The sequence below is a fragment of the Rhizobium sp. NFR03 genome, from assembly GCF_900111275.1.
Lineage (GTDB): Bacteria > Pseudomonadota > Alphaproteobacteria > Rhizobiales > Rhizobiaceae > Ferranicluibacter.
In genome coordinates, this window is the sequence record NZ_FOGR01000003.1 from 548,289 (window position 1) to 572,690 (window position 24,402).

At 63.7% G+C, this 24,402-nt stretch carries 21 protein-coding genes; 5 read left to right on the forward strand and 16 right to left on the reverse strand.

Annotation, left to right across the window (positions count from 1 at the left end):
• The first annotated feature begins 65 nt into the window (after positions 1-65).
• A complete protein-coding gene (locus BSG19_RS12355) occupies positions 66-932 on the forward strand; it encodes a mechanosensitive ion channel family protein (RefSeq protein WP_092988180.1) in 867 nt (288 codons plus the stop codon).
• 17 nt (positions 933-949) lie between these two features.
• Here the strand turns inward: BSG19_RS12355 and BSG19_RS12360 are convergent, their stop codons facing one another.
• The 6 genes from BSG19_RS12360 to BSG19_RS12385 form a co-directional block, all read right to left on the reverse strand.
• Complete coding sequence (locus tag BSG19_RS12360) at positions 950-1,399, reverse strand: superoxide dismutase family protein (protein WP_244529242.1); 450 nt, start codon at positions 1,397-1,399, stop codon at positions 950-952.
• Between the two features lie 218 nt (positions 1,400-1,617).
• Positions 1,618-2,331 carry a sulfite exporter TauE/SafE family protein gene (locus tag BSG19_RS12365; RefSeq protein ID WP_092988489.1) on the reverse strand — a complete coding sequence of 238 codons (714 nt, stop codon included), beginning with the start codon at positions 2,329-2,331 and terminating at the stop codon, positions 1,618-1,620.
• 111 nt (positions 2,332-2,442) lie between these two features.
• Entirely contained in the window at positions 2,443-3,351 is a 909-nt protein-coding gene (gene nadC, locus BSG19_RS12370; RefSeq protein ID WP_092988184.1) for a carboxylating nicotinate-nucleotide diphosphorylase, read from the reverse strand.
• Between the two features lie 41 nt (positions 3,352-3,392).
• Entirely contained in the window at positions 3,393-4,991 is a 1,599-nt protein-coding gene (locus BSG19_RS12375; RefSeq protein ID WP_092988186.1) for an L-aspartate oxidase, read from the reverse strand.
• A gap of 30 nt (positions 4,992-5,021) precedes the next feature.
• Complete coding sequence (nadA, locus tag BSG19_RS12380) at positions 5,022-6,095, reverse strand: quinolinate synthase NadA (protein WP_092988188.1); 1,074 nt, start codon at positions 6,093-6,095, stop codon at positions 5,022-5,024.
• 188 nt (positions 6,096-6,283) lie between these two features.
• Positions 6,284-7,522: an MFS transporter gene (locus BSG19_RS12385; RefSeq protein WP_092988190.1), complete on the reverse strand. Its 1,239-nt coding sequence runs from the start codon at positions 7,520-7,522 to the stop codon at positions 6,284-6,286.
• 183 nt (positions 7,523-7,705) lie between these two features.
• On the opposite strand from BSG19_RS12385, the gene BSG19_RS12390 reads away from it, so the two are divergent.
• Positions 7,706-8,188: a VanZ family protein gene (locus tag BSG19_RS12390; RefSeq protein WP_092988192.1), complete on the forward strand. Its 483-nt coding sequence runs from the start codon at positions 7,706-7,708 to the stop codon at positions 8,186-8,188.
• Here the strand turns inward: BSG19_RS12390 and BSG19_RS12395 are convergent.
• The 5 genes from BSG19_RS12395 to recO all read right to left on the reverse strand — a co-directional run bounded on the left by BSG19_RS12395 (position 8,078) and on the right by recO (position 14,055).
• The gene (locus BSG19_RS12395) at positions 8,078-8,950 is read right to left on the reverse strand and encodes an MOSC domain-containing protein (RefSeq protein WP_092988194.1); all 873 of its coding nucleotides are present in this window, start codon (positions 8,948-8,950) and stop codon (positions 8,078-8,080) included. The genes BSG19_RS12390 and BSG19_RS12395 overlap by 111 nt on opposite strands.
• Positions 8,951-9,002: 52 nt before the next feature.
• Positions 9,003-10,064 (reverse strand): acyltransferase family protein, encoded by a 1,062-nt coding sequence (locus BSG19_RS12400; protein ID WP_170865942.1) that lies wholly within the window; start codon positions 10,062-10,064, stop codon positions 9,003-9,005.
• Positions 10,065-10,166: 102 nt separating this feature from the next.
• A complete protein-coding gene (locus tag BSG19_RS12405) occupies positions 10,167-10,373 on the reverse strand; it encodes a hypothetical protein (RefSeq protein WP_092988198.1) in 207 nt (68 codons plus the stop codon).
• Positions 10,370-13,159 carry a DUF2339 domain-containing protein gene (locus tag BSG19_RS12410; RefSeq protein ID WP_092988200.1) on the reverse strand — a complete coding sequence of 930 codons (2,790 nt, stop codon included), beginning with the start codon at positions 13,157-13,159 and terminating at the stop codon, positions 10,370-10,372. The genes BSG19_RS12405 and BSG19_RS12410 overlap by 4 nt, the downstream gene beginning before the upstream one ends.
• Positions 13,160-13,266: 107 nt before the next feature.
• On the reverse strand, positions 13,267-14,055 hold the full coding sequence (gene recO / locus BSG19_RS12415; protein WP_092988202.1) for a DNA repair protein RecO: 789 nt from the start codon (positions 14,053-14,055) through the stop codon (positions 13,267-13,269).
• Positions 14,056-14,334: 279 nt separating this feature from the next.
• Between recO and BSG19_RS12420 the strand changes: the two genes are divergently transcribed.
• The 3 genes from BSG19_RS12420 (at position 14,335) to BSG19_RS12430 (ending at position 17,783) form a co-directional block, all read left to right on the forward strand.
• Positions 14,335-15,048: a class I SAM-dependent methyltransferase gene (locus tag BSG19_RS12420; protein WP_092988204.1), complete on the forward strand. Its 714-nt coding sequence runs from the start codon at positions 14,335-14,337 to the stop codon at positions 15,046-15,048.
• 94 nt (positions 15,049-15,142) lie between these two features.
• Positions 15,143-16,126 (forward strand): acyltransferase family protein, encoded by a 984-nt coding sequence (locus tag BSG19_RS12425; protein WP_092988206.1) that lies wholly within the window; start codon positions 15,143-15,145, stop codon positions 16,124-16,126.
• A gap of 235 nt (positions 16,127-16,361) precedes the next feature.
• The gene (locus tag BSG19_RS12430) at positions 16,362-17,783 is read left to right on the forward strand and encodes a family 16 glycosylhydrolase (protein ID WP_092988209.1); all 1,422 of its coding nucleotides are present in this window, start codon (positions 16,362-16,364) and stop codon (positions 17,781-17,783) included.
• An 81-nt stretch (positions 17,784-17,864) separates the two neighbouring features.
• On the opposite strand, the gene BSG19_RS26065 is transcribed toward BSG19_RS12430, so the two are convergent.
• From BSG19_RS26065 to BSG19_RS12450, 5 genes are all read right to left on the reverse strand, one after another.
• Positions 17,865-18,029, reverse strand: coding sequence for a hypothetical protein (locus BSG19_RS26065; protein WP_170865943.1), 165 nt, complete (start codon positions 18,027-18,029; stop codon positions 17,865-17,867).
• Positions 18,030-18,040: 11 nt separating this feature from the next.
• The gene (locus BSG19_RS12435; protein ID WP_092988211.1) at positions 18,041-19,267 is read right to left on the reverse strand and encodes a hypothetical protein; all 1,227 of its coding nucleotides are present in this window, start codon (positions 19,265-19,267) and stop codon (positions 18,041-18,043) included.
• The gene (locus tag BSG19_RS12440; RefSeq protein ID WP_092988213.1) at positions 19,267-19,470 is read right to left on the reverse strand and encodes a hypothetical protein; all 204 of its coding nucleotides are present in this window, start codon (positions 19,468-19,470) and stop codon (positions 19,267-19,269) included. Before BSG19_RS12440 ends, BSG19_RS12435 begins: the two co-directional genes overlap by 1 nt.
• A 94-nt stretch (positions 19,471-19,564) precedes the next feature.
• Positions 19,565-22,105, reverse strand: a complete 2,541-nt coding sequence (locus BSG19_RS12445) for a phage head spike fiber domain-containing protein (RefSeq protein ID WP_092988215.1) — start codon at positions 22,103-22,105, stop codon at positions 19,565-19,567.
• Positions 22,106-22,312: 207 nt separating this feature from the next.
• A complete protein-coding gene (locus BSG19_RS12450) occupies positions 22,313-24,373 on the reverse strand; it encodes an SGNH hydrolase domain-containing protein (RefSeq protein WP_092988217.1) in 2,061 nt (686 codons plus the stop codon).
• Positions 24,374-24,402: the final 29 nt, after the last annotated feature.

Consider the following 24,402-nt stretch of genomic DNA (forward strand, 5'->3'; position numbering starts at 1 on the left):
GCCCAAACGGTTGACCCGCGGGCCTCCCGCTCCATGTCCCCTCCTTCCAACGAAGAGGGCCTTTCATGGAACCACAACAGCCAGATGTCATCCTTGCCACCCGCACGGCACTCAGTCAGGCGTCCGCTCTGGCCGTGCAGTATTCGTTCTCGATCGTCGGGGCGCTTGTGCTGCTCTGCGCCGGCTGGCTCATTGCCCGGCTGCTGCACAACTGGGCCTATGCCGGCCTGAAGCGCGTGCATGGCATCGACGAGACGCTGGCCCGGTTCTTCTCCAACATCATCCGCTATGCCCTGCTGGTACTGGTCTTCGTCACCGTGCTCGGGCAGTTCGGCGTGCAGACAGCCTCGATCATCGCGGCGCTGGGTGCTGCCGGTCTGGCCGTCGGCCTTGCGCTGCAGGGCACGCTGCAGAATATCGCCGCCGGCATCATGCTGCTGGTTCTACGTCCTTTCCGGGTGGGAGAATCCATCGAGACGTCCAGCGTCACCGGCACGATCCGGGAAATCGGGCTCTTCGCAACCGAACTGGTGGACTCCGACGGTGTCTATCGTCTTGCGCCCAATTCGACGCTCTGGAACACGCCGGTCCGCAATTTCAGCCGCCTGCCGACGCGGAAACACGATCTGGCGATTTCGGTCGGGGCAGATCAGGACATCGACGATTCGATGCAGCGGCTTCTCGATATCGCCCGTGGCAACGACAACGTGCTGACGAACCCTGCACCGGCCGTATTCATCTCCGAACTTGCGGGCGACGGGGCGACCGTGACGCTGCGTTACTGGGTTTCCACGCCGAACTGGTGGGCGACGACGCGCAGCATGTTGAAGCGGGTGAAGGACGAGTTTGCGGTGAAGCCGCAAGCCGATGCCCAGCCCGACGACCAGACGGAAGAAAACCGGGGCGATGACCCCGGCCCTCTCGATCCATAATCCGAAACAGGCCGGATTTACTTGATCACGGCGCAGGCGAGCCTATCGCCTGCGTCGCCCGATGGCTGGCTGCGATTGTCGTCGGCCTTGGCGTGGATCATCAGGGCACGTCCCCGAATGCCGTTGGCCTTGTCGTCCAGCGTCACCATGCTGTTGAAGACCTGAGCGCGAAGCGTGCCGTCCGAACCCACATACTGGTTCGGCATATCACCGGCATGCGGGCCGTTTGCGGCGAGGAAACCGTGTTCCGTCTTGTCCGGATTGAAATGCCCGCCTGCCGACTGGTGCGCGTGCGCCGGGTCGCACTTCCCGGTTTCATGCACATGAAACGCGACCCACGTGCCGGCCGGCAGGCCCGTGACTTCGACCTCCATCAGCACGCCGTTCTTTCCGGCGGTCAGAAGCGCGCGGCCGGTTTCCTTGTCGTCCTTGCCGACGAAACTCGCGGTGGCGGTCTGGGACTGCATTTGCGCGGCAGCGGGGACCGCTGCGACGACGGTGGCTGCCAGCGTGGCTGAGAGTGTAGCTGCAGCAAAAGTGATCAGCGCCGATGTCATGATGTTCCTTCCCTGTGGTCCCGATCTCCGGGTTCCTTTTTCGCGCATTCGAAGAACCGCATGGACGCAACGTCCCGCGATGACCGAGGTTCCTACACGAGCGCGTGACGCCGACCGTTCCGCCCTTGCTAGAAGAAGCGGACGACCGACGTGGCGATGATGATCAGCGACACCGCGACCATCAGCGGTCGGACCGGCAGGTGCTTGACGATATAGGCGCCGATGGGGGCCGCGAGAACGCCGCCGATGATGAGGCCTACCGCCGCGTCGAGCTGCGACCAGCCCAGCGTGACGATAAAGGTCGCGGAGATCGTCAGCGTGACGGCAAACTCGGTAAGGCTGGTGGAGCCGATGACCTTCTTGGGGTCGTGGCCGCGTCCGATGAGCGATGTCGTGACGATCGGTCCCCAGCCGCCGCCGCCCGCAGCATCGAGACCCCCGCCCGCAAAGCCGACCAGCGGAACCGTCCAGTCGTGGACGTCGCGCTGGAACATCGGCCGGAACGCCTTGATGAGAATGTAGATGCCGATGAGGATAAGGTAGACGGAGATGAAGGGCTCGATGACCTTGCCGTCGATATTGGAGAGAACGTAGGCGCCGAGAATACCGCCGATCATGCCGGCCGGTGCAAGGCGCATCACGAGCTTCCAGTCGACATTGCGCTGCCAGACATGGGAGGCGCCGGAGGCTGCCGTGGTGAAGACTTCGGTGATATGCGTCATGGCGCTTGCCACCGCCGGCGGCATGCCGAAGGCGAGAAGTGCGGTGGTACACAGGACCCCGAAGGCCATGCCGAGCGCGCCATCGACCAGTTGCGCGAAAAAGCCGATGAGGATGAACATCCAGATATCGCTCAAATGTCGTCTCCGTTGTCGTTCATGCAGCGCAAACCATCTCGCGACCGACAGGTTTCCTGGTCGGATACCGGGCCGTGAGATGTCCGCGCAGTTCTGTTAAGGCGTGTCGATCCCGATATCCAGACCGATATCGAGCGTCGGCGCCGCCATGGTGATCTTGGACGTGGAGATATAGTCCACACCCGTCTCGGCAATGGCGGCGATGGTTTTGAGATCGACGTTTCCCGAAGCCTCGAGGCGCGTGCGTCTCCGGTCGCTCGCGTAGTCTTCCGAAGAGAGCCCCCAATGCGCGGCATTCAGCGCGACCGCCTCGCGCAGACGGTCCGGACCCATATTGTCGAGGAGGATGGCATCGGGCATGGCCGTCAGCGCTTGCCCCATCTGTTCCAGCCCATCCACCTCGACCTCTACGCGGACCAGATGACCGGCATAGGCCTGGGCTGCGCGGATGGCGGACGCTACGCCGCCCGATACCGCGATATGGTTGTCCTTGATCAGGATCGCATCATCGAGACCGTAGCGGTGATTCGACCCGCCACCGAGCCGCACGGCGTATTTTTCCACGGCACGTAGGCCCGGCAGGGTCTTGCGCGTGCAGCAGACCTTGGCTGCCGTATGGGCGATGGCATCTGCGTAACGGGCCGTGGTGGTCGCGACGCCGCTCAGATGCATGAGGAAATTCAGCGCCACCCGCTCCGCCGACAGGAGCCCGCGCGCCGGGCCGGAGATGCGCGCAATCGTCGTGCCGCCGGCAACCCGGTCACCGTCACCGGCCAGCGCTTCGAAGATCAGCGACGGGTCCACGAGACGGAAGGCGGCGCGGGCAAGGTCGAGGCCGGCCACGACGCCGGTTTCGCGGACGTTCAAGCTCGCGGTCGCTGTCAGATGCGGGGCGATGGTGGCGGCCGTGGTGATATCTCCGGCACGGCCGAGATCTTCAAGGAGAGCTGCTCGGACGATATCCTCGACCATGAGCGTGGGAAGGTAGGGCGGCAGAGCGGTCATCGTCGGTCTCTCGAAAAGGGTGCTTCGGCAAGCTGGTATCGTCAGGCTGTGGCGGTTTCCGTTGCATCGGCAAAGATGCGGTTGGCCTCGTCCAGCGTCATGAAGGTCCGGTGTTGCCATTGCACGCTCGGTTCTGGGAAGTCGGAGCGAAAGTGTCCGCCGCGGCTCTCCTCGCGCATGAGAGCGCCCGCAACGATCAGCTTGGCGGTCGTGACGATATTGGCGAACCGTAGACGCGGCGTGTCGCGCTCCAGCGCAGCGATGGTGCGGGCGGCGGTGAGGAGGCCCGCTTTGTCGCGGATAACGCCGGCATAAGCGGACATGGTGCGGCGGAGTTCACCCAGCTGAGGGCTGTCCTCGACCGTCACGAGGTCGTCGCTCTCGCCGGCATTTCCGGCCCAGTTGCCCTGGCGCGGTGCCGGCAGCATGCCCTGGATGTTCTCGGCGATCCGGGCGGCGAAGACGACAGCCTCGAGAAGCGAATTGGATGCGAGACGGTTCGCGCCATGCACGCCGGTGGACGTCACCTCGCCTGCAGCCCAGAGACCGTCGATCGAGGTGCGGCCCTCTGCATCGGTGAGGATACCGCCCATGTGGTAGTGGACGGCAGGCACAACGGGGATCGGCTGCGTCACCGGATCGATACCTGCCGCCGTGCAGGAGGCATAGACAGTCGGGAAGGCCTGCGGGAAATGCGCGCCCACGGCCTTGCGGCAATCAAGGAATGCGCCGCGGCCGGCGGCAACCTCGGCGAAGACGCCGCGCGAGACGATGTCCCGTGGTGCGAGTTCACCGTCCGGGTGGATGTCCAGCATGAAGCGGCGGCCGTTGCGGTCGATCAGGTGCGCACCGTCGCCGCGCAGGGCTTCCGTTGCGAGCGGCGCCGGGTCGCGGCCGATATCGATCGCCGTCGGGTGGAACTGGACGAATTCGGGATCGGCGATGATGGCGCCGGCGCGCGCGGCCATGCCAACGCCCTGCCCGCTCGCCTCGCGCGGATTGGTGGTGACGGAAAACAGGTGGCCGACGCCGCCCGAGCAGAGCACGACGGCGCGCGCCGGGAAGGAGATGCGCTTGCGCGATTGGCCTGCATCCGGCCGGGCGACGACGCCGGCAATGAAGCGGCCTTCGCGGATCAACTCCTCGACGACATAGCCTTCCACGACGCGGATGGACGGCGTCGCCCGGACGGTGGCGATCAGGGCCTCCATGATGGCGCGCCCGGCCATATCGCCCTTCACGCGCACGATGCGGCGCTCCGAATGGGCAGCCTCCCGCGAGAGCAACAGGTGGCCTTCCAGATCGCGATCGAAGGGCACGCCATAGGCCAGGAGATCGTGGATGCGCGCCGGACCTTCCGACACCATTCGGCGGGCCATCTTCTCGTCCACGATGCCGGCGCCGGCCGTCAGCGTGTCGGCCACGTGGCTATCGATCGAGTCGCCCGGACTCATGGCGGCGGCGATGCCGCCCTGCGCCCAGGCCGAAGACGCGCCGTGGCCGATGGGCGCTGCGGCCAGCACCGTGACCGGGCGCGGGCTGAGTTTCAGCGCGCAGAACAGGCCGGCGAGCCCGCCGCCGACGATGACGATGTCATCGATGCCGTTGAAGGATTGAGGACGAAAATGATCGGTCAGCATGGCAGTCTCCTCCGCCGGCTTTTGAACGTACTACTGCTTGAGGTTGATCATCCGCTCGACGGCCATCCGCGCGCGGTCGGCAATCTCGGGGTCGATCAGAACCTCGTCCGTCATGGTCAGCAAGCTGTCCAGAATTTTCGGCAGCGTGATGCGCTTCATGTGCGGACAGAGATTGCACGGCTTGACGAACTCTACGCCCTCGACCTCCGCCTGGATGTTGGAAGCCATGGAGCATTCGGTGACCAGCAGCACTTTTGGCGGGCGCTTGTCCTTGACGTAGTTGATCATGCCGGCGGTGGAGCCCGCAAAGTCGCAGACCGCGATCACGTCCGGATGGCATTCGGGATGGCCGATGATCTCGATGCCGGGATGGGCGGCCTTGTAGGCGAGGAGTTCGCCGGCCGTGAAGCGCTCATGCACCTCGCAATGCCCCTTCCACGTCAGGATCTTCTTGTTGGTCTGCTTGGCGACGTTCATCGCCAGGTATTCGTCGGGAATGCAGAGTACCGTGTCGCTCTCCAGGCTCTCGACGATGGCGAGCACGTTGGACGAGGTGCAGCAGATATCGGTCTCGGCCTTCACATCGGCGGAGGTGTTGACGTAGGTCACGACCGGCACGCCGGGGTATCGCTGTTTCAGCAGGCGCACGTCGGCACCGGTGATCGATTCCGACAGCGAGCAGCCGGCACGGGAATCGGGAATGAGCACCGTCTTCTGCGGGTTCAGAAGCTTCGATGTTTCGGCCATGAAGTGCACGCCGCACTGCACGATGATCTCGGCATCCACCCGCGTCGCATCGCGGGCCAGCTGCAGGGAATCGCCGACGATATCGGCCACACAGTGGAAGATCTCCGGCGTCTGGTAATTATGCGCGAGAATGATCGCGTTGCGCTCCCGTTTCAGCCGGTTGATGGCTGCGACATAGGGTGCGTAGACCGGCCATTCGAAGGCCGGAATGAAGTCGCGGACCTTCTGGTAGAGGTGCTCGGTCTCCCGCGCGATCTCGGGCGTAAAAGTGAGGTCCGGCATGGGCACGACCCCGTAGCGCTCGGCAGCTGTGGGCGGACGCGGCGGCGATGCGCCGTCCGGCGATAGACCGTTCATCCCCTGAAATACCTGGGTCATGCCATCCTCGCTTTCCGCCGCTCCACCACGACAGTCATATACTCATATTGAGCATAAAGGGGTCAAAACAAAACCGGCTTTGCCGGTCTTGCTGAATTAGAAAGTTTTGTGACAAATATCAAGCCATCAACAACCCTTTTTATCATTCCGAGCATAAGCCCCTGTCATCATGCGACAGCGGGGCGGACCACAGGCTTTTCCTCGATGGGCCAGTGCACAAGGGCGGCGAACAGGCCGAGCACGACGCCGATCCACCAGACCGGATCGTAGGAGCCGAAATGATCGTAGAGGTAGCCGCCCATCCAGACGCCGAGGAAGGAGCCGATCTGGTGCGAGAGGAAGACGATGCCGCCGAGGAGGCCGAGATGGCGCGTGCCGAACATAATCGCCACCAGTGCATTGGTCGGCGGCACCGTCGAGAGCCAGAGCAGGCCCATGGCGATGGCGAAGACGACGACGGTGAGCGGTGACTGCGGCACCAGCAGGAACGCGGAAACCACGATCGAGCGGCCGATATAGATCAGCGAGAGGAAATAGGGCTTGGAATAGCGCTGCCCGATGACGCCGGCGCAAAGCGAGCCGATGATGTTGAAGAAGCCGATGAGGGCGAGCGCGATGACGGCGTATCGGGCATCGATGCCGATATCGCCGATATAGGCCGGAAAATGCGCGGTGATGAAGGCCACCTGATAGCCGCAGACGAAGAAGCCCGACACGAGGAGGAGGTAGCTCTTGTGTCCGAGCGCCTCCTTCAGCGCCTCCCCGATCGACTGCTTGTAGACGGACTGGGCCTGCGACCCGGAGGTGGCGTTACCGCGCAAGGGGATGGCGACGAGCGGTACGACCAGCATCATCAGGCCGAGATAGACGAGACTGTCGGACCAGCCGAAGGTGGAAACGAGGCCCTGGCTCAACGGCGCGAACAGGAACATGCCGGCCGACCCCGCGGCCGTGCCGATGCCGAAAGCCATGGAGCGCTGCTCCGGCGTGACGTTGCGGGCGAAGGCGGAAAGAATGGTACCAAAGGACCCGGCACCGACGGCAAGGCCGACCAGCACCCCGCCGCCGACATGCAGCCAGACAGGGGCCGTTGCAAAGGCCATGATGACCAGTCCCGCCGCATAGAGCAGGCCCGATATCGCGAGCACCCGCCAGGTGCCGTACTTGTCGGCCATGGCGCCGAAGAAGGGCTGGCTGAGGCCCCAGCAAAGGTTCTGCAAGGCCATGGCGAGGCCGAACGTCGTCCGGTCCCAGCCAAGATCTGCAAGCATCGGCAGCTGGAAGAAGCCCATCGCCGAGCGCGGTCCGAAGGTCAGCATCGCCACCAGAGACCCTGAGAGAATGATGAGCCACGGCAGGCCGCGACGCGGGGTGCTGGCGACAGCGGACGGGATTGCGGCGGACATGATCGGGCTCCGGAAGATGTGCCGATAAGGCGATGCGGGTTTTTCAGCTTAGGTGAGCGGACGACGCACCGAAAGTGAATTCGCGTGACCCCTGGATCAATGCAATTGATGCGCAGGTCCCGGCGCGGCGGCCTCACGGGTGTGTGCGTTGCAACAAGGACCGACTGGTTCTATGACAATTTGATGACACTTCGCTCCCTGTTCCGCGCTGCCGCATGGGCCGCCCTTCTCGTCCTCGTCGCGGTAACGATCTCGCCTCTTGGCTGGCGGCCGCATACCGTGACGATGGTCGGCCTCGACCGGGCGGCGGCTTTCGCACTTGCGGGCGGCATCTTCGCCATTGCCTATCCACGGCGGTGGATCTCGCTTGCGTTGTTTCTCATCGCCGCCGCCTTCTTCATCGAGATGCTGCAATGGATCTCGCCGACGCGGCACGCGCGGTTTTCCGATGCGCTGGTGAAGTCGCTCGGCAGCATCATTGGCCTTGCGGCCGGCAAGCTGGCGCTGGTCGCCCGCCGGCACTGGCTGGCCGGCAGGCATGGCCTCGAAATCGGGTCAGGCGCGATGCTTCATGGGCCAGCGTTCGGTTCGGGTCGAGACGATGCTGACGGCATCGCCGAGCGTGATGCGCCCGGTGCCGCGCGGTACCGCGTTCCAGCCGAATAGCACGCCAGGAACCCTGCGGTCGGCCGACATGCGCTCCACCCGCAGCGCCTCGATCGGATTGCCGCCGATGCGTTCGCCGGTCATCTGGTCCTGCGTGGTCATGATGCAACGCGCGCAGGGCTTGACGAGGTCGAACCGGATGCCGCCGATCTCGACCGTTTCCCACAGATCCTCCTCCCAAGGCGTATCGTGATCGAGGAGTATGTTCGTGCGGAAGCGATCCATGCCGACGATGGGCTCGCCCTTCGATGCGAGCGTCCGGTTGAGCGCTTCCAGCGAACCGATGGTCGTGATGAGGATCGGGAAACCGTCCGCAAATCCGACCGGCGCAGGTTCCCCGGCCCACTCGGCGCCCACGGTGCGTTCGGCCTTTTCATCCATATGCACGAGCCGGACCGGGCGACCGAGCCAGCCGGACAGGGTCTCGTTGGCCGCATCGTCCGCGCAGGCCGCATCGACGCTGCTCGCCCAGACGCGGACGCCCATGCGCCGGTCGCCCGCAAACCGAACCGAGAGGCGAGCGTCGCCCATCTCGAGATCCACGCCAGCCTCTTGCGGCGTCGCCTTGATCCGGGCAAGCGTCTGACATTCGCGCTGGGTGATGAAGGTGCCTTCGGGATCGACGAGCATGAAGCGGCGGTCGCCTGCAAAGCCATCCAGCCGAACCTCGGCATGATCGACGGGAATGGCCCGACCGCTTTTCAGCGGGTGGATGTTGAGTGCGACGACCTTGGTGTTCACGGGCTTAACATTCACGGGCATTCGCACGGTCCTTCAGCAGAGTCGGAAAAGCTCTGTTGTAGACGTCGGAAGGTCACGCCGTCGATGCGATTCTTGCGCTCGGCTCGCCCTGCAGGACAACGGCTCGCCGCGCCCGACTCCGCTTCCAGCTTTCCACCAGTCTGCGGCGAACCGGGTCCTCGATCAGATGGTAGGAATAGGTCGCAAAGACAATCGCGAAGACAAGAGAGAGGACGACCGCAACGGGTCCGGGAACGAAGATGCCAAGCGTCTTCATCGACAGAAACATGACCGGCACATGGAAGAGATAGAGCGAAAAGCTGATCTTGCCGAGAAACCGCAGCGGCGGACTTGCGAGCAGCGCTCTCGACAGGACGTTCTCCTGCGCCGTCAGGAAGACGATCAGGCCCGCGGTCACCGCCATTCCGAGACCCCAGCCTTCCTGTTCATCGCGCCACATGAGTATCTTCGACAGAAACACGAACCCGAGCAGCCCCAGCGTGGCGATGCCGACGATCGGGCCTTTGGGGCGCAAGCGGCCGGAAGCAAAGAGAAGACCGGCGGCAACGCCTGCCATGAAGAAATGGATCTTCGACGGCAGCAGGATGCCCGGTCCGGGGAAGTCGAAGGTGGCATCGACAGCCAGGCAGACGGCCAGCAACAGCGCGAGAAACCGGTATCTGCGCGGATTGGAAAGGCACAGCCAGACCAGCAGGAAGACGAGGTAGAACTGGATTTCCGGCGGAACGGACCAGAACACGCCGGTCGATCCAAGGAGGACGACGTGCCTGAGAATCTCGACCGGGCCATGGATCGGATGGATGTAATCGAGGCCGGGAACGAGCGACAGGAGCACGACGAACAGCACGGCGACAAGATAGACCGGATAGATGCGGGCGAAGCGGTGAACCAGATAATCGGTTGCCGTCAACCGATCCAGCGGTCGCGCCGCATAAAGGCTCGCCATGAGGAACCCGCTGAGCGCAAAGAAGATCTGGACCGCCTCCGCACCGATATTCAGCGAGAACCAGCCTGGCATTTCGGGATAAAGCAGGGCGACATGCGATGTCACCACCAGGAAGGCGGCGATCCCTCTCAGGCCGTCAAGGCTGGCTATATGTCTCGTGGTGCTCATGAACATCCCGCCGGCAGCCGTTTCCGGTTACGTTCTGAAAGGGTGAAAGACACCAGCAGAACACCACCGGAAGGCGATCAAGTCAAATATTCCATTCTTCTTTCATATGACGCGGTTAACGTTTGAACGGAGGATTGCAGCCTGCACGTCCACCAAGCGGATCAGCCGATGTCCTGCATCAGCATGTCCGGAACGGTGCGCGGCATCATGCGAGCCGTCCTCCCCCGTTGCGCCTTCGGCAAGGAGGCTTTCCGCAAGGTCCGCAAACGGCGCGAAGGCCGCCGCGAGCGCCGATGAGGTCTGCGTCATGCGCCCGTTCCGGGCAGGACGTCGGCTGAGGGTTTCGGCCGCGACGTCAGGACTTTCTGGTAGAACAGGCCGATACCGATCAGCACGATGCCGAGGCCCATGAAGGACAGTGCGCGCAGCAGGCCTTCCAGATTGGCCATGTCGAACAGGAAGACCTTGAGCACCGTCACGAAGACGAGCACACCGGAGACGATGCGCATGCTGCGGCTATGGAAGCGAAGACTGGCGACGAGCAGCAGGACGCCGAGTGCGAGCCAGACGACCGAATAGGTGTAGGTCTCCCCTGCCAGAAAGCCCTTCCAGTCGGCGATGCTTGGACCCTGCCATGCGCGGCGAACGGACAAGGTCGCCCAGGCAAAGACGAGCACGGCCGCGGCCGTTGCAAGCGCCGCAACGAAAGCGGGCGGACGCCGGCCGACGGCCATGCGGGCCAGTGCGGCATAGGCGATGCCCGGCAGCAGATAACCGATCAACAGCAGGTCGAACACGGGATAGGGTCCGAGCAACTCGCCGGTGAGGTAGGGATTGAGCCCGACGAGATGGGCGAAGAGCGTCATCAGCAGCGAGACGGCGCCGAGGCCGATGCTGCCGTAGCGGAAGAACGAGCCGGGACGGCTGAGGTCGAGCCGCATGAGGATGGCGGAGGCGCCGATGACCAGCAGCGTATAGATCGACTGTTCAGACAGGGAGGGCGCACCGCCCTGCAGCTGACCCCCATTCATCGCGTGCCGCACGAGAATGGCAAGCGTGAGCAGGCCGAACAGGCTGGCGATGGCCTGCAGCATGTTGCGCAGGCGATCGGACGGCCAGTCCCGAAGGGTATAGGCAGACCAGAGAGCAAAGAGCGCGGGTATGCCGTAGCCCGGCAGAAGCGCGTTCAGCACGGGCGTCCGGCCGAGCGCAAGCGGACCGACGATGGTCGGCTCCCAGCCGATGCGGGCGAGGACGAACACGAAGCCGAGCGCTCCGACCCACGGCAGCGCAGCCCAGCTTCGCACCCGCGTGGCGGCAATGAAGGCGACGGCGAAAACGGCCATGGCGAGCACCGTCCACAGTCCGTCGGAAAGCGCATGTGCAGCGATAACCAGTTGACCGAGCGCGCCGGCAAGCAGCAGTCCCTGAGCGAGGATCGGGAAGGACGGGTTGCGGCGTGTGAAGATGTCCGCAAGCGCGAGGAAGGCGATGGCAGCCACCGTCGCGGCGAGCCCGTGCACAGGATCGAACGAATAGGTGCCGATGATCAGGAAGGAGAGCCCGATGCAGGCAACCGACGTGATGGCGGCAAGGCCGGACCAGAGGATGGCGAACCGGTGCCTGCCCGGATGGCGATGCAGCGCGAAGGCGCAGAGGCCGATGAAGATAGCAGCAAGGCTCAGGGCTGCGACCGGCGATGTCGCGAACGACCTTTCGGCGACGACGCCGATGCTGGAAAGCTCCAGCAGAAGCGGGAGCGACGCCAGCGTCGAGACGCCGAGGATCGCCATGAGACCGGCCGTCAGCGAAGCGGTGACAGCCCGGGCGCGCAGTGCGCCGAGAAGGCCGAGAGCGGCAGTGACCGCCAGGAATTCGAAGGTGGGATTGCCGTCGGTCTCCGTCAGCGGGCCGATGAGCGAAAGCCCCGTCATCAGCACCGCAAAGGCGCCGGTGAGAATGATGGGGGCATGACGCGGCAGCAGCAGGCGGCGCCAGCACGGTGTGCGACGCGGCGCGGTGACCGGTGTTTCCGACGTCTCCCCGGCACCCGTTGCCGTGTCCTCGGCAACAGGAAGCGCTTCCTCCGTAGGTTCCCGTTCCTCAGGTTCCGCATCGTCGGCCCCCGCCGGCCAGACATAGGCGTGACCGGCGATGAGGACGAGCAGCGACAGCGAAACCGGCAGTGTCACGGCCGGGTCTTCCGCGATCAGATAGACGGTGCCCCAGAGGGCAAGGCCGATATTGGCGAAGGCCGGGACGATCCGCCAGCGGCCGATCCGCGCCGTCGCCGTCGACGCGAGCCAGACGAGCGACAGGAAGGTGAACAGGCTCCATGGCGAGGGATCGTCGGCATCGATCAGCAGCGGCGTGACGAGCGAGGCGGCAAGGCCGAGGCCGGCCAGCGCCTGTCCGTGGCGCAACGACAGGCCGAGAACGAGGAAGGACACCAGCCCCATGAGGACGAAGGCCGTCGTCGGACCGATGAAATCGTAGACCGCGTGTGCCGCAAAGATCGCACCGAGCAGCGTTACGGCGCCGGCCGCAGTGAGGATGCCGGGGATCATGGCATTGGCGAAGCGCTGTTCGCCATCTGCGGGACCACGCCGGCGGATCATCTCGCCGCCAGCCATGAGCGCCGCACCGAACAGGGCGGCGAGCACCAGCCGCACGGCGGGGCTCAGCAGCCCGGCGTCGATCGACACCTTGACGAGGAAAATACCGCCCAGCGCCAGCGCGATGCCGCCGACCCAGACGGCCCAACGGGCACCGAGCCAGCTTTCGAAGGATTCACGCGGCTTCTGCGGCTCTGTCTCCTCCAGGTCGGGGACGGCTTCTTCTCCCGCCGCTTCCGCCTCGACCATCGCTTCCCGTCGTTCGCCGTCGCCCGCCTCCGTCGCCTGCGTCTCCAGCACAGGAACATCCGTCACGGCCGCGCCGGGAACGCTTTCGATGGACGGGCGCTCCGCGGAAAGGCGGGCGATCTCCGACTGGAGGAAAGCGATGTCGCGCGTGAACCGCTCATTTGCCTGCCGGGTGCGGGCAAAGGCTATGAACGAGAGGATGAAGGCGGCGAGGACAAGAAGGTCGGTCATGGGTACCCGTCATGCAGTCGCCTGCGGCCGGAGCCGGCGGAGCGATAAGGAAGACGGCAACTTACCGTCATTGCGACGGAAACCAAGACGGGACAGCGTGATTCTCCTCACGGGAGGAGGATGTCGAGTGGCTTTTCCCCGGTCGCGGATGCATCGGGCATTGTCCGGGCCGTGCCAAGCGCTTTCATAGCCGCCTGAACGAAGCCGTTTCTCGCAGCCGAGATCTCGATCCCACGGGGCTCGTAGACATGGCGATGCAGGAAATAACCCGTCATCCGCAGCGCGTCTTCCAGACTTTGCCTGTCGGCCGCCTTGCCTTCGAGCGCCAGAAAAGGCGGCAAGGCGAACATTCGGTCGGCATAAGGAAGGCCCGCCGTGCGGCTGACGGCGCGGCCGGACTTCGGGGAGATGAAAGCCAGATCCTCCCGGTCGCCGGTGGCGGCGCATCGTGCGAGATCGAGACCGAAACCGAGGTCCTCGAGCACCGCGATCTCGAACCGCACGAACAGTTCGCCTGCATCCTTGGGGTCGTGCAGATGATCGAGGATGACGGACAGCGATGTATAGAGATGAGGATGCGGGTCGCGCTCCGGCAGGAGCCGCAAGAGCGCCGCCATGGCCTGGACCCCGTAGACGGCGGTTGCCGTCTCCATCAGGCGCGCGGCGCGCAGTTCGACCGGCTCCATGCGAAATTCGCCGAGATGCTCGTCGAGCCGCGCCCGCCAGGTGACTTCGACCGAATTTCCCGGCTGCAACACAGGCTGCAGCGCCCGCGACCGCCCGCCGCGCACAAGACCAAGATGGCGTCCCCGCGCACGCGTCATGACTTCGGCGACGACGGAGGTCTCTCCGTGTCGGCGAACGCCGAGAATGATCGCCTCATCGGTCCATTGCATTGGAAACGTTCCGGAAAGCAGGAGGGCTGGCTTTTTTCGAGCCGACGCATCGTTGCGCGTCGCGGGTACCGGAGGTGATGTAAGACGCGAGCGCCGCTTTGGGAAGAGCCGCAGAACATTGCCTGCGCTTGCCAAAGGAATTCGAAAAGGTCGCCTCCGTTGGAGATCGTCTGGCGCTTGGGGTTAACGATGTCTGAAGATATGACCGAGGAAACTAATGTAATGGGTTCAAAATAAGGATAGCCTGATGGGCAATTGAACCTGCAACCCGGAGTCCCCATGCATCCGACCATCAAACGCGTCGCCAAGCCGATCTTTCGCGCCGTCCGGCCGATCATCCCCACGCCTTTCCTTCTATGGTTCAAGGGCTATTCGGAGATGCGTTTCTGGAAAGGACTCTATGGTGAGGAGCGCAAGCTCGACAACGATCACTACGAGTATTTCTATACTGACTTCTTCGCGCTCGAGAGAGACTGGTACAAAGGCAAGACGCTGCTCGACGTTGGTTGCGGCCCGGCCGGCAGCCTCGAATGGGCCGACATGGCAGGCACGCGGACCGGCCTCGATCCGCTCGTCGAGCAGTACCGCACGCTCGGCATCGACAAGCACAAGATGGACTATGTTTGCGCGCCCGTCGAAAAGATTCCCTTCGCCACCGGATCGCGGGATGTCGTCTGTTCCTTCAATTCTCTCGACCATGTCGATCACCTCGACACCGCGATCGGCGAAATCTTCCGGGTCCTCAAGATCGGCGGCTCGTTCCTCATCATCGTCGAGGTAAACCACAAGGCGCGGCCGACAGAGCCGATCGAGATCTGGGAGGACGCTCTCCGCCAGACGCTCTCGCGCTACGGCAGCATCGCGTCATGGCGCGCCTTCCCCATTCGCTACGACCACGACATCTATCGCAGCCTTCGCGAAGGATCGCCGATCGAGCGCATGCCGGACGGCAAGGAAGGGCTGATCGCAGCCCAGGTCATCAAGGGCGCCTGAGTTCGGGTCGGCCTGCAGCGTCCAGCCGTTTCACCGCCCTGCCCTGACCGGGTTCGACGGTGCATCCCCGGGACTCTCCCAAGGAGATATCGCCATGTCCAAGATGGGTTCCTACCAATCCATTCAATGCCTGCGCGCCATAGCGGTGCTGATGGTGGCGCTCGTGCACCTCTATCCGCAGCAGGTGGCGATCGGCGCTGCGGGTGTCGATATCTTCTTCGTCATATCCGGCTTCATCATGGCGACCATCGGCGCACGGGAGACGCCCTCGACATTCGCCGTGCGGCGCGTGGCGCGGATCGTGCCGCTCTACTGGGCCGTCACGCTCTTCATGTGCGCGCTGGCACTGAAGCCGGGCTTGTTCTCCAACTTCACCTTCGACATCCCTCGCCTCGCCATGTCGCTCTTTTTCATTCCCTATCGGGATATCGACGGCATCATCTGGCCGTTGGTGAAGGTGGGGTGGACACTCAACCTCGAAATCTTCTTCTACGCCGTCTTCATGCTCTGCCTGTTGACGGCAAGGCCGGTGCTTGCGGCCATCGGCGCCATTCTCGTTCTGGTCGTCGTCGGCCTGCTGCTCGACCCGCAGCAGGCCGCGCCGATCACCTGGACCTCTCCGCTGCTGGTGGAATTTCTCTTCGGCATGCTGATCGCCATCCTGCCGCGGGTGAAGCGTTTGGTTCCGGGTCTTGCCATCACGGCAGGCGGGGTGATCTGGTTCGCCATCGCCGCACTATCGCAGGTAACGCCTGATAACGAAGGCTGGCGGTTCGTTGTGTGGGGCGGCGGCGCAGCCCTTCTCGTGCTCGGCTGCCTCAGCCTCGAAGAGGCCGGCGGCTGGCCCCGTATCCTGCGTCCTCTCGCCCTCCTCGGAGACGCGTCCTATTCCTTCTATCTCCTGCACGGGCTGGTCATTGCGCTCGTTGCCAAGTTGCTCGGTCACGGTCTTGTGGCCGGCATCGTCGTCCTCGTCGTGTCAACAATCGTATCCTTCCTGTCACTCCATCTCTTCGAGCGCCCGGCTGCCCGTATCGTGCGCCGTGTGCTATCCCGCGAACCAGCCATCAGGACCTGAGGTCCGCGATCCGAATCCGTTCGCGGGATGCAGTACATCTGCTTCCTGACCGATAGATTCAGACTTCCGTCACCATGATGGTCCGCTATCCGCACCGAAGCCGATAAATCCGCGGATGCGTAAAAGTTGAACAATCGCAAACGGCTTATCTTCACTGGAGACTATTAGATTTTGCTGCATCACCTGCTGGCAATGTACTGCCACAGGCCTTCTTCCTCGGATTTTGGAGATGACAATGGCAAAATCGATCAAGAATGCTGCTGGCAAGACTTTGTATTACAGCAACGACTCCAATGCATGGGCTGCCGCGACGGAGGCCAACACGCTCTTCAACAAGACCGGAGGATGGTTCTCCGGCACGGCGAAGGACGACTCGATCTGGGGGAAAGTCGGTCTCAACGCGACCCTGATGGGCGGCGCCGGCGATGACATCTACTATCTCGCGTCGGCCGACAATCTGGTCTACGAGGCGGCCGGAAAGGGAACGGACACCGTCAGCACGTATTTCAGCTACCAGCTGACCAACCCGAACCTCGAAAACCTGATCGTCAACGCAGACGACACCTTCGCCTTCGGCAACAGTCTCGACAACATCATCACGGGCGGTAAAGGCAGCCAGACGCTCTGGGGCGCCCTCGGCAACGACGTCCTGACCGGCGGCGCGGGGGACGACACGTTCATCATCACCGGCGGCGGCGGTCACGACACGATCACGGATCTCGGCGCGACCGATACCGTCCGCATCGCCTACTACACCTTCACCAATTTTGCGGACGTCCTGAAGAACGCCCGGCAGTCCGGCACCGATACCGTGATCAAGATCACCGACAGTGCCTCGCTGACGCTTTCCAACACGAAGGTGGGCAGCCTGACGGCCGATCAGTTCGACCTGAACGTCTCCAAGGCCGGCATGAAGCTCACCTTCAGCGACAACTTCGACAAGCTCAGCCTGAACACCGGCAAGAACGGCGGCACCTGGGACACGAAGTTCTGGTATGCCAGCGACAAGGGCTCATCCCTCGGCACCGGCGAGCAGCAGTGGTACGTCAACCCCTCCTACGCCCCGACCTCCAGCGTCAATCCGTTCTCGATCAAGGACGGCGTGCTGACGATCAACGCCGCGGAAACGCCCGCGGATCTCCTGAAGACCATCGGCTACGACTATACGTCCGGCGTGCTGACGACGCATTCGAGCTTTGCCCAGACCTATGGCTACTTCGAGATCCGCGCCGATCTGCCGGACGATGTCGGTGCATGGCCTGCCTTCTGGCTGCTGCCGACGGATGGCAGCTGGCCGCCCGAACTCGACGTCTTCGAGGCGATCGGCGGCACCAACAGCTACTTCGCCACCGCGCATACCCAGGAAACCGGCGAACATACGAAGGTCTCCACCCAGGTTCATACCCAGAGCACCGAAGGCTTCCACACCTATGGCCTGCTGTGGACGAAGGACGAGCTGACCTGGACCTTCGACGGCACCAAGGTTGCCTCGACGAAGACCCCGGACGACATGCATTCCGACATGTATCTTCTCGTCAACCAGTCCGTCGGCGGATGGGCCGGCACGCCATCCGACAAGGATTTCGCGGACGGATCGCAGTTCAACATCGATTACATCAAGGTGTACTCGCTGCCAGCCGATGGCTCGATCATGTAACACCAGGTGTCATGACGACAGACAAAGGCCGCGCATGCGATAGGCGCGGCCTTTGTCGTCTTCTTTCCTGACGTCCTTCCGTCAGCGACCGGTTATGGCCGTGTCGTCATCCCCTTCGCGAGCGATCCCCTGATCGCCCCTCAGCCGCTCGACTTCGGCACGCAGCCGCAGAACTTCGCGCTTCAGCGCATCCAGCTCCATACCCAACGCATCGATCACGATCATCAAACCCTGTCCCTGCATCATCGTCATCTCCCTCAGGCCAGCGCCACTTCACCGGACACCAGAGCGCCGGCTGCGTTTTTGGCGGTAATCTTGAACTTCGCATTGGCCTCGTCGTACCAGAAGGTCAGTTCCGTATTGACGAAGTCGGTCGCGGCCGGTGCGGCGGTTTTCCGTGTCATGACATAACCGCCGTAATTGACGCGGCTGAGGACCTGATCGGAAAAATTCAGCATCTGGAAAAAGTCACCGGTGCCGGACGCGGTTTCCTGGCTGAATTGCGCCACAGGCAGGGTCGGGGCATAGCCGGAAAGCTGCATGGCCGGCTGGTCGGTCTTGCCGGCATTGGAGAAGAAGCTGGAATAGGCTGCCGTAATCCGCCCGCTCGACTGAATACGGAAGAGCTGCGCATCAGCGCTGTTGAGGATGTTGAGCACATCGGCCGTCTGGCCGGATGCGCCCTTCGCCGTCAGCGCCACGGTGGCCGGCGCGTTGTTCGTGACCTTCACCGGCGTGCGCCAGTCGAAGAGCCCGTACTGGATCGCCCCGCGTAGCGTCGTGCCGTCGGCATCGAACAGGCTCAGCACCGGCTGGCTTGCAGCCACTGCGCGCCCGCCGACGCGGAAGCGGATGCCGGTGCCTGAAGCTCCGGCTGACTGCGAGAGCGTCACCGTCTGGCTGTCCACGACGGCGCTGATCGTCGTGCCCGCCGGGATGCTGCCGAACGGGCTCGATGCGCCGACCGAGGTCAACTGCGCGATCGTCTGGCCAACGTCCGCCGCCGTGAAAGCGGCCGTGGCGGATGTGAAGGTGGTAGAGCCGGTATTCGAGACGCCGTCCTTGAAGCCGGCGCCGGTCTTTGCCTGCAGCTTGATGCCGCCGGCGCCGGCGTAGAGGTCCATCTGCAGAGCGGGGTTGGAAGCATAGCCGATGAGGTAGGCGCCGAGGCCTGCCCCGGGATTGTTGACGATGTTCAGGCCCCAGTTCGCATTCTTGTGGCTGATCAGCAGACCGCCGCCGAGGCCTTCGTCCGTGCCGATGCCGATCGCGCCGGTCTGCGCACCCGAGTTCGGGCCGGCGCGCAGATGGAAGATATAGCCGGTCGTGTCGTCATACTTGGCATCCATCACGCCGTTACGGCCATTGCCGAGCGGCTTGACCGTGAAGGGCGCGTCGCCAAAGACGCTGAGACGAAGCGCCGTCTCGACCTCCGTCTTTTCCGTCGACGTCACGCTGCCGAGGTAGGTTGCGAAATAGGTCATCAGGCGTCCTTGCTGGTGAGTTCGATCTGCGTGGCCGTGGTGAGGGCGATACCCGTGGCGGAGGTCAGTGTGATCCGCCCCGTCAGCGCCGAGCCGGCCCGGTCCGTGAGAACGGAGCCGTCCCGCGCGGTCAGCGGCATCATGCTGGCGAAGCCGGACACGCTGGCCCGCTCGATGGATAGGCCGAGAGAAATCTGGTGCATGCACTGTCTCCTTTTGTGTTCGAACAATGCGACCCCGGTAGACGGCGTATGAAGAGGCGTGCGGCAGCGGGCACCCCGCTTGCCGGAACGATGTCTAGCCCGGTCGCGCCGCGAGGCGGGTGATCCGCCGGTTCCCGGCATCGGGCGGCAGCGTGTACGGCCCCTGAACGCCGAAAACCTCCTGCGTACTTGCATCCTCGTAGGTCAGCGCAATGTCGTGGAGGCCTGGGGGAAGTGTGATGACGACCTCATCCGCCTCCCGAACGATCGCCTGTCCGGTCGTGGGTATGATGGAAGATGGCACCGACCCTTTTTCAAGCTGCGGCAAGCCGATCCGGAAAGCGAAACGGCTCGCTTGGCCGACCAGGCAGGGAATGAAGAGATATGGGCGCAGGTTCGTGGTGCCCGATGTGGAGACGACAGCCGTGCAGGCCTGCCTGAGGAGAACCCGCCCGGCAGCAGCCTCTGTCGAATGCCGCGCAAGCGGTTCGCCGGATGACGCCAGCTCGGTCAATCCCAGCATCGGCCGCGGTGCATCTCCACTGCCGATTCGCGCAAGGAAACAGGAAAGTGTCCAGCCATCCTCTGCGGTATCCTGCGTCACCGGGATCTCGCCTTCCTCCTCGAAAAACAGCATCACGCCATCCGTCTCGGGCACGCCGTCCCATGCAAGGTCGATGAAGGAAATGCCGGCTTCCGTGCCGGTGCGCAGAACGGACAGCGTGAGCCCGTCGCCACCAAGGACGCTCCAGTGCCGGGGCAAAGCTCCGCCGGCCGCCGGGATATCGGTTATGCCGCTGTTGCGGATCAGGTTGCGTGCGGCTGGCTCGACCAGCAGTCCCCCGCCATCGGCGCGTCTCGGCAGATCGGCCGGCACGCTCTGCCAGCCGGCGTCGGTGTGCGCCAGACCCGGCGTCTTCCGCCGGCAGGAGAGAAGGGTTTCTGGAGCAACGCGCACGCCATCGATACGCGCGATATCGTTGACGAAATCGATCTCGATGCCGCGTTTGCCGGTCGAGCTCACGGCGTTCGCAGCCATTCGGCGGAAGGCTGGCGATGCCGTGGCGGCAATGGCGACATGGCCTGCCGACTGCGGATGAATGCCGTCCGCCGAAAGGGTTGCGCGAACCGGTGTGCCGGCGTCGTGGGCAGCGCCGGGTCCGCCGTTGAGGATCGCGGTGGCGGGAGACGTCGCGGAGACCGTCGTCACATGCGGCCAGTTCAGTTCCGCACCCTCACTTGCCCCGGCAGGCACGACAGGCAGAAACACAAGATGATCGCCCTGACGGGGCGCATCGCGCAGCACGAGCGTACCGGCCCAGGCTGAAACGGGTGCGGCGAGCACGGTTTCAAAGAGGGGTACATGCCATGCGTGGTTCGTCTGCACGGCGACGGTAATGTCGATGATATCATCGGGAGCTTCTCCGGCGACACGCGCCTTGCCAGCCGTCTTTCCCTTGTCAGCCGTCTTTCCCTTGCTTGCCTCATCCCGCCGGGCCGTTGCGATGGCTTCGTTCACCTCGGCGACGACGCTTGCCGGCCCGAAGCCCTGCTTGCTTTTCTGGCCCTCGATGCTTGTATTGGCATCCGAAGAGATGGTTTCGGAAAGGACGGTCGCCTGGGTGATATGGCGAACACCGACCTTCCGCAGGCTGTTCCAGATCGCCCGCAGGTCGTCCGTCACCTGATCGGCCGCGCGGCCATCGCGAATGTCGTTATTGCCAAGTGCCACGATGGCAGCCGTAGCGCCCGCCCGCCGGACGAGGGCGAGCGACTTCTGCGACATGCCGCGCACGAACTGCGCCTTGTCGCCGGCCCGCGTCACGGAGAGATAAGGGAGCCCCGCGGCAAAGGCGGCCCGCCGCCCCCAGCCTCCTCCGGTTTCGCCATCTCCCGCCATGTCCACCGCACCGTCCAGAATACTGTCGCCGATGCCGGCAACGGAGGTGACGGGCTGCGCGGGCGTGCCGACCAGCATGACCGGGCACGGCGCGGCCACCCAGAGATCGGCGTCCTGCGGGATCTGCCAGCCGGCTTCGTCGATATCGTCACCCCCGTGGCGCGGATCGAACAGAACCTGACTTTCGCCGGGGAGATAGGTCGCATTGCCCTGCACAGCGATGATGCCCTTGGGCTCGAGATCGACCAGGACGCGGATGTACACGACGGTTCCCGGCGCAAACGACGTCAAACCGAATGCCTCGGCCGATACGGCCTCCGGCAGCACCTCGACGGCTCCGGCTGCGACGGTTTGGGATCGTTGACCGTCGAAGAAGAACGGCACCGTTCTGCCTGCCGAGGATGCCGACACCTTGACGATCGTGTAGGAGACCTCGCCGTCGATTTCCCGTTTCGACGCATTGGCGATGCTGAAGTTGGAAAAGACCGGTGCGACCGACAGAGCGCCGCCGGCGCCGACCACGAAGCGGGTCGCAACCTTCATGCGGGTCTTGGCGCCGCTGGCGCCACCTGTCGCATTCGGTATCTGTCCCCGGCTCGCAATATTGGAAAGAGATGCGACGGACGCACCTAGGGCTACCCGCGGGCCAACCGCGCCTGCCGCGGCGGCAAGACCTGCCGCCGCAAGAAACTGTCGTCTGCCGATGGTCAACATGGTGCCGCTATCCCTTTCCATTGTCGTGTCTCCGCCGCGCCTGCCTGCACTGCGGTCGTCCCGCCGCTGGTCTCGCTCCGGTCAATGGGCACTATCGGGCTCTGGCACCGCGCGGGGAAAAACAGGCTCCGGTAAAAACGGCAGTCTCTTTGATATGGCTCATCAATTTCTGCCCGATCCGCGAAAACAGATGGCCATATCCCTTCGGTCTTCCCCGCTATCGGTACGTCATGGCGCCTTCACCTGCCATGTTTGTGCCCCGGGGATGGCGCCTGTGGCGATGATGGCTTGTGCCAAGGCCTTCGAGCCTTCCGCCGTCAGATGCCCGTAGTCCCATTGCAGGGGGACATCGCCGGCCATCGTCGTGCAGGCGGCATCCGGGTTCGGGCAGAGGAGACGATAGGGCGAGACGTAGACGGCTCCGGCAGCCTCGACCAATGCCTGAAGGTCACGGTCCCGCTGCGCCTGATCCGTCATCCGGCTATCGACGAGAAGCGCTTCGCTACGGCCGCTCGCCACCTGAGCGAGGAGGCGCGCCAGCGGCCGCTGATATTCGACGATGGGGCCGGAGACGACCACCGTGCCCGCCTTGTCCTTCACCTGCCGAAGGGTTTCGGCGATCAGTGGCAGATCGTAGTCTGCCCAGCGCGCGGAGAGGATGAGCACATCCGGCTTGTTCTGCGGCAGAAACTGCTCGAACATTGTCTGCATCAGCTCGATGCAACTCGGATCGCCCCTCGCGCCGACCAGAGGCTCGCATCCGCTCGATGTGGCCTGCATCACATGCGCCTTCGGCAAGGCGGCATCGAACCCGCTTGAGAGATGGGCGGCATGGCTGTCGCCCATCACGAGAATGTTCGGCTTGACCGTGGAGGGCGCGAGGCAATCCGGCGAGGCGAAATCCGCCACTGTCTGCTGGTAGCCTATCAGGAAACAGGTTCCGCGCCGGTAAACCGCCCGGTCGTCGTAGGTGATGTAGGCGGCAAGGCGATCGCTCTCCGTCTGAGGTGCCTTGGCCGTGGCATACAGGATACCGAGGCCGACAAGGCAGCAGAGGCAGCAGGCCGCCCCGGCCTGCATCCACAATGACCGCGCCGTGCGGCCGATCTGGCGTTTTCGGAAAGGCTGTTCCACGAAGCGCCATGAGAGATAGGCGGCGACAAGGCTCGCCAGAACAAGGCCGGCGGCTTCCGGCACCGTGGGCGCCCGTCCGGTCACCAGCGCAACGCCCACGAAGATCGGCCAGTGCCAGAGATAGAGAGAATAGGAGATTTTGCCGATTCCGACGAAGGGCGGCAGCGCGAGGAGCCGCGTGACACAGGATCCGCCCATGCTGCCGATCGCGATCAGAAGCACAGCACCGGCCACGGGCGCAACCGCGATGACGCCGGGGAACGGCAAGCCGCCATGGAACCGGTAGGCGCTGGCGAGAATCAATGCGAGGGCGACGATCGCCACGCCGTCACGCATACGCGCCGGCAGACGGGGTAATGGCGCGAAAACAAGAAGGGCGCCGGCGATGAGCTCCCAGGCACGTGAGAGTGGCACATAATATGCGAGATCGCGGTTGGCACCCGTCAACCAGACGCCGAACAGGAAGCTTGCCAGCGCGGTGGCGGCAACCACGGCCCCGGCGCGCCAGCGACCCAGACCGGACACGGCAAGGAGAATCAGCGGGAAGACGAGGTAGAACTGTTCCTCAACGCCGAGCGACCAGGTATGGACCAGCGGCTGGCTATAGGCATCAGCTGCGAAATAGCCGGACTTTCCAAGCGTTTCGAAGGCAAGATAGATATTGGAGAACGATGTCAGGGCAGCAAGCCCTGTCCAGATCGTCGTCATGCGCTCGCTGGGAAACAGGATCAGCGGCGCGCAGAGGAGCGTGACCGCAATGGTAACGACAAGCGCCGGGAAAATGCGCCGTGTTCGCCGCTCGTAAAAGCTCACAAGAGAGAACGTCCCGTGCTGCAGCTCGTGCCAGACGGCCTTGGTGATCAGGTAACCCGAAATGACGAAGAAGACATCGACCCCGACGAAGCCGCCACGCAACGGACTGATCCCCGTATGGAACAGAAGCACGATGAGGACCGCCACTGCGCGCAATCCGTCGATATCACCGCGATAAATTCCCGAATCATGCAGGGCTCTTCCTTGCTCCGGGCGCGATAAGGTTCGCGTCGAAACATCGTGTTCCAAGAGCATAAGCAGTCTCCAGCGCAAAGGAAGGCGTGGCAGCATTTGTTTGACACTTGCCTCATCGAGTTTATCGTGTAACTCAATTAGATACATATGAAATTTGTTTTATCGACGGAATTTGC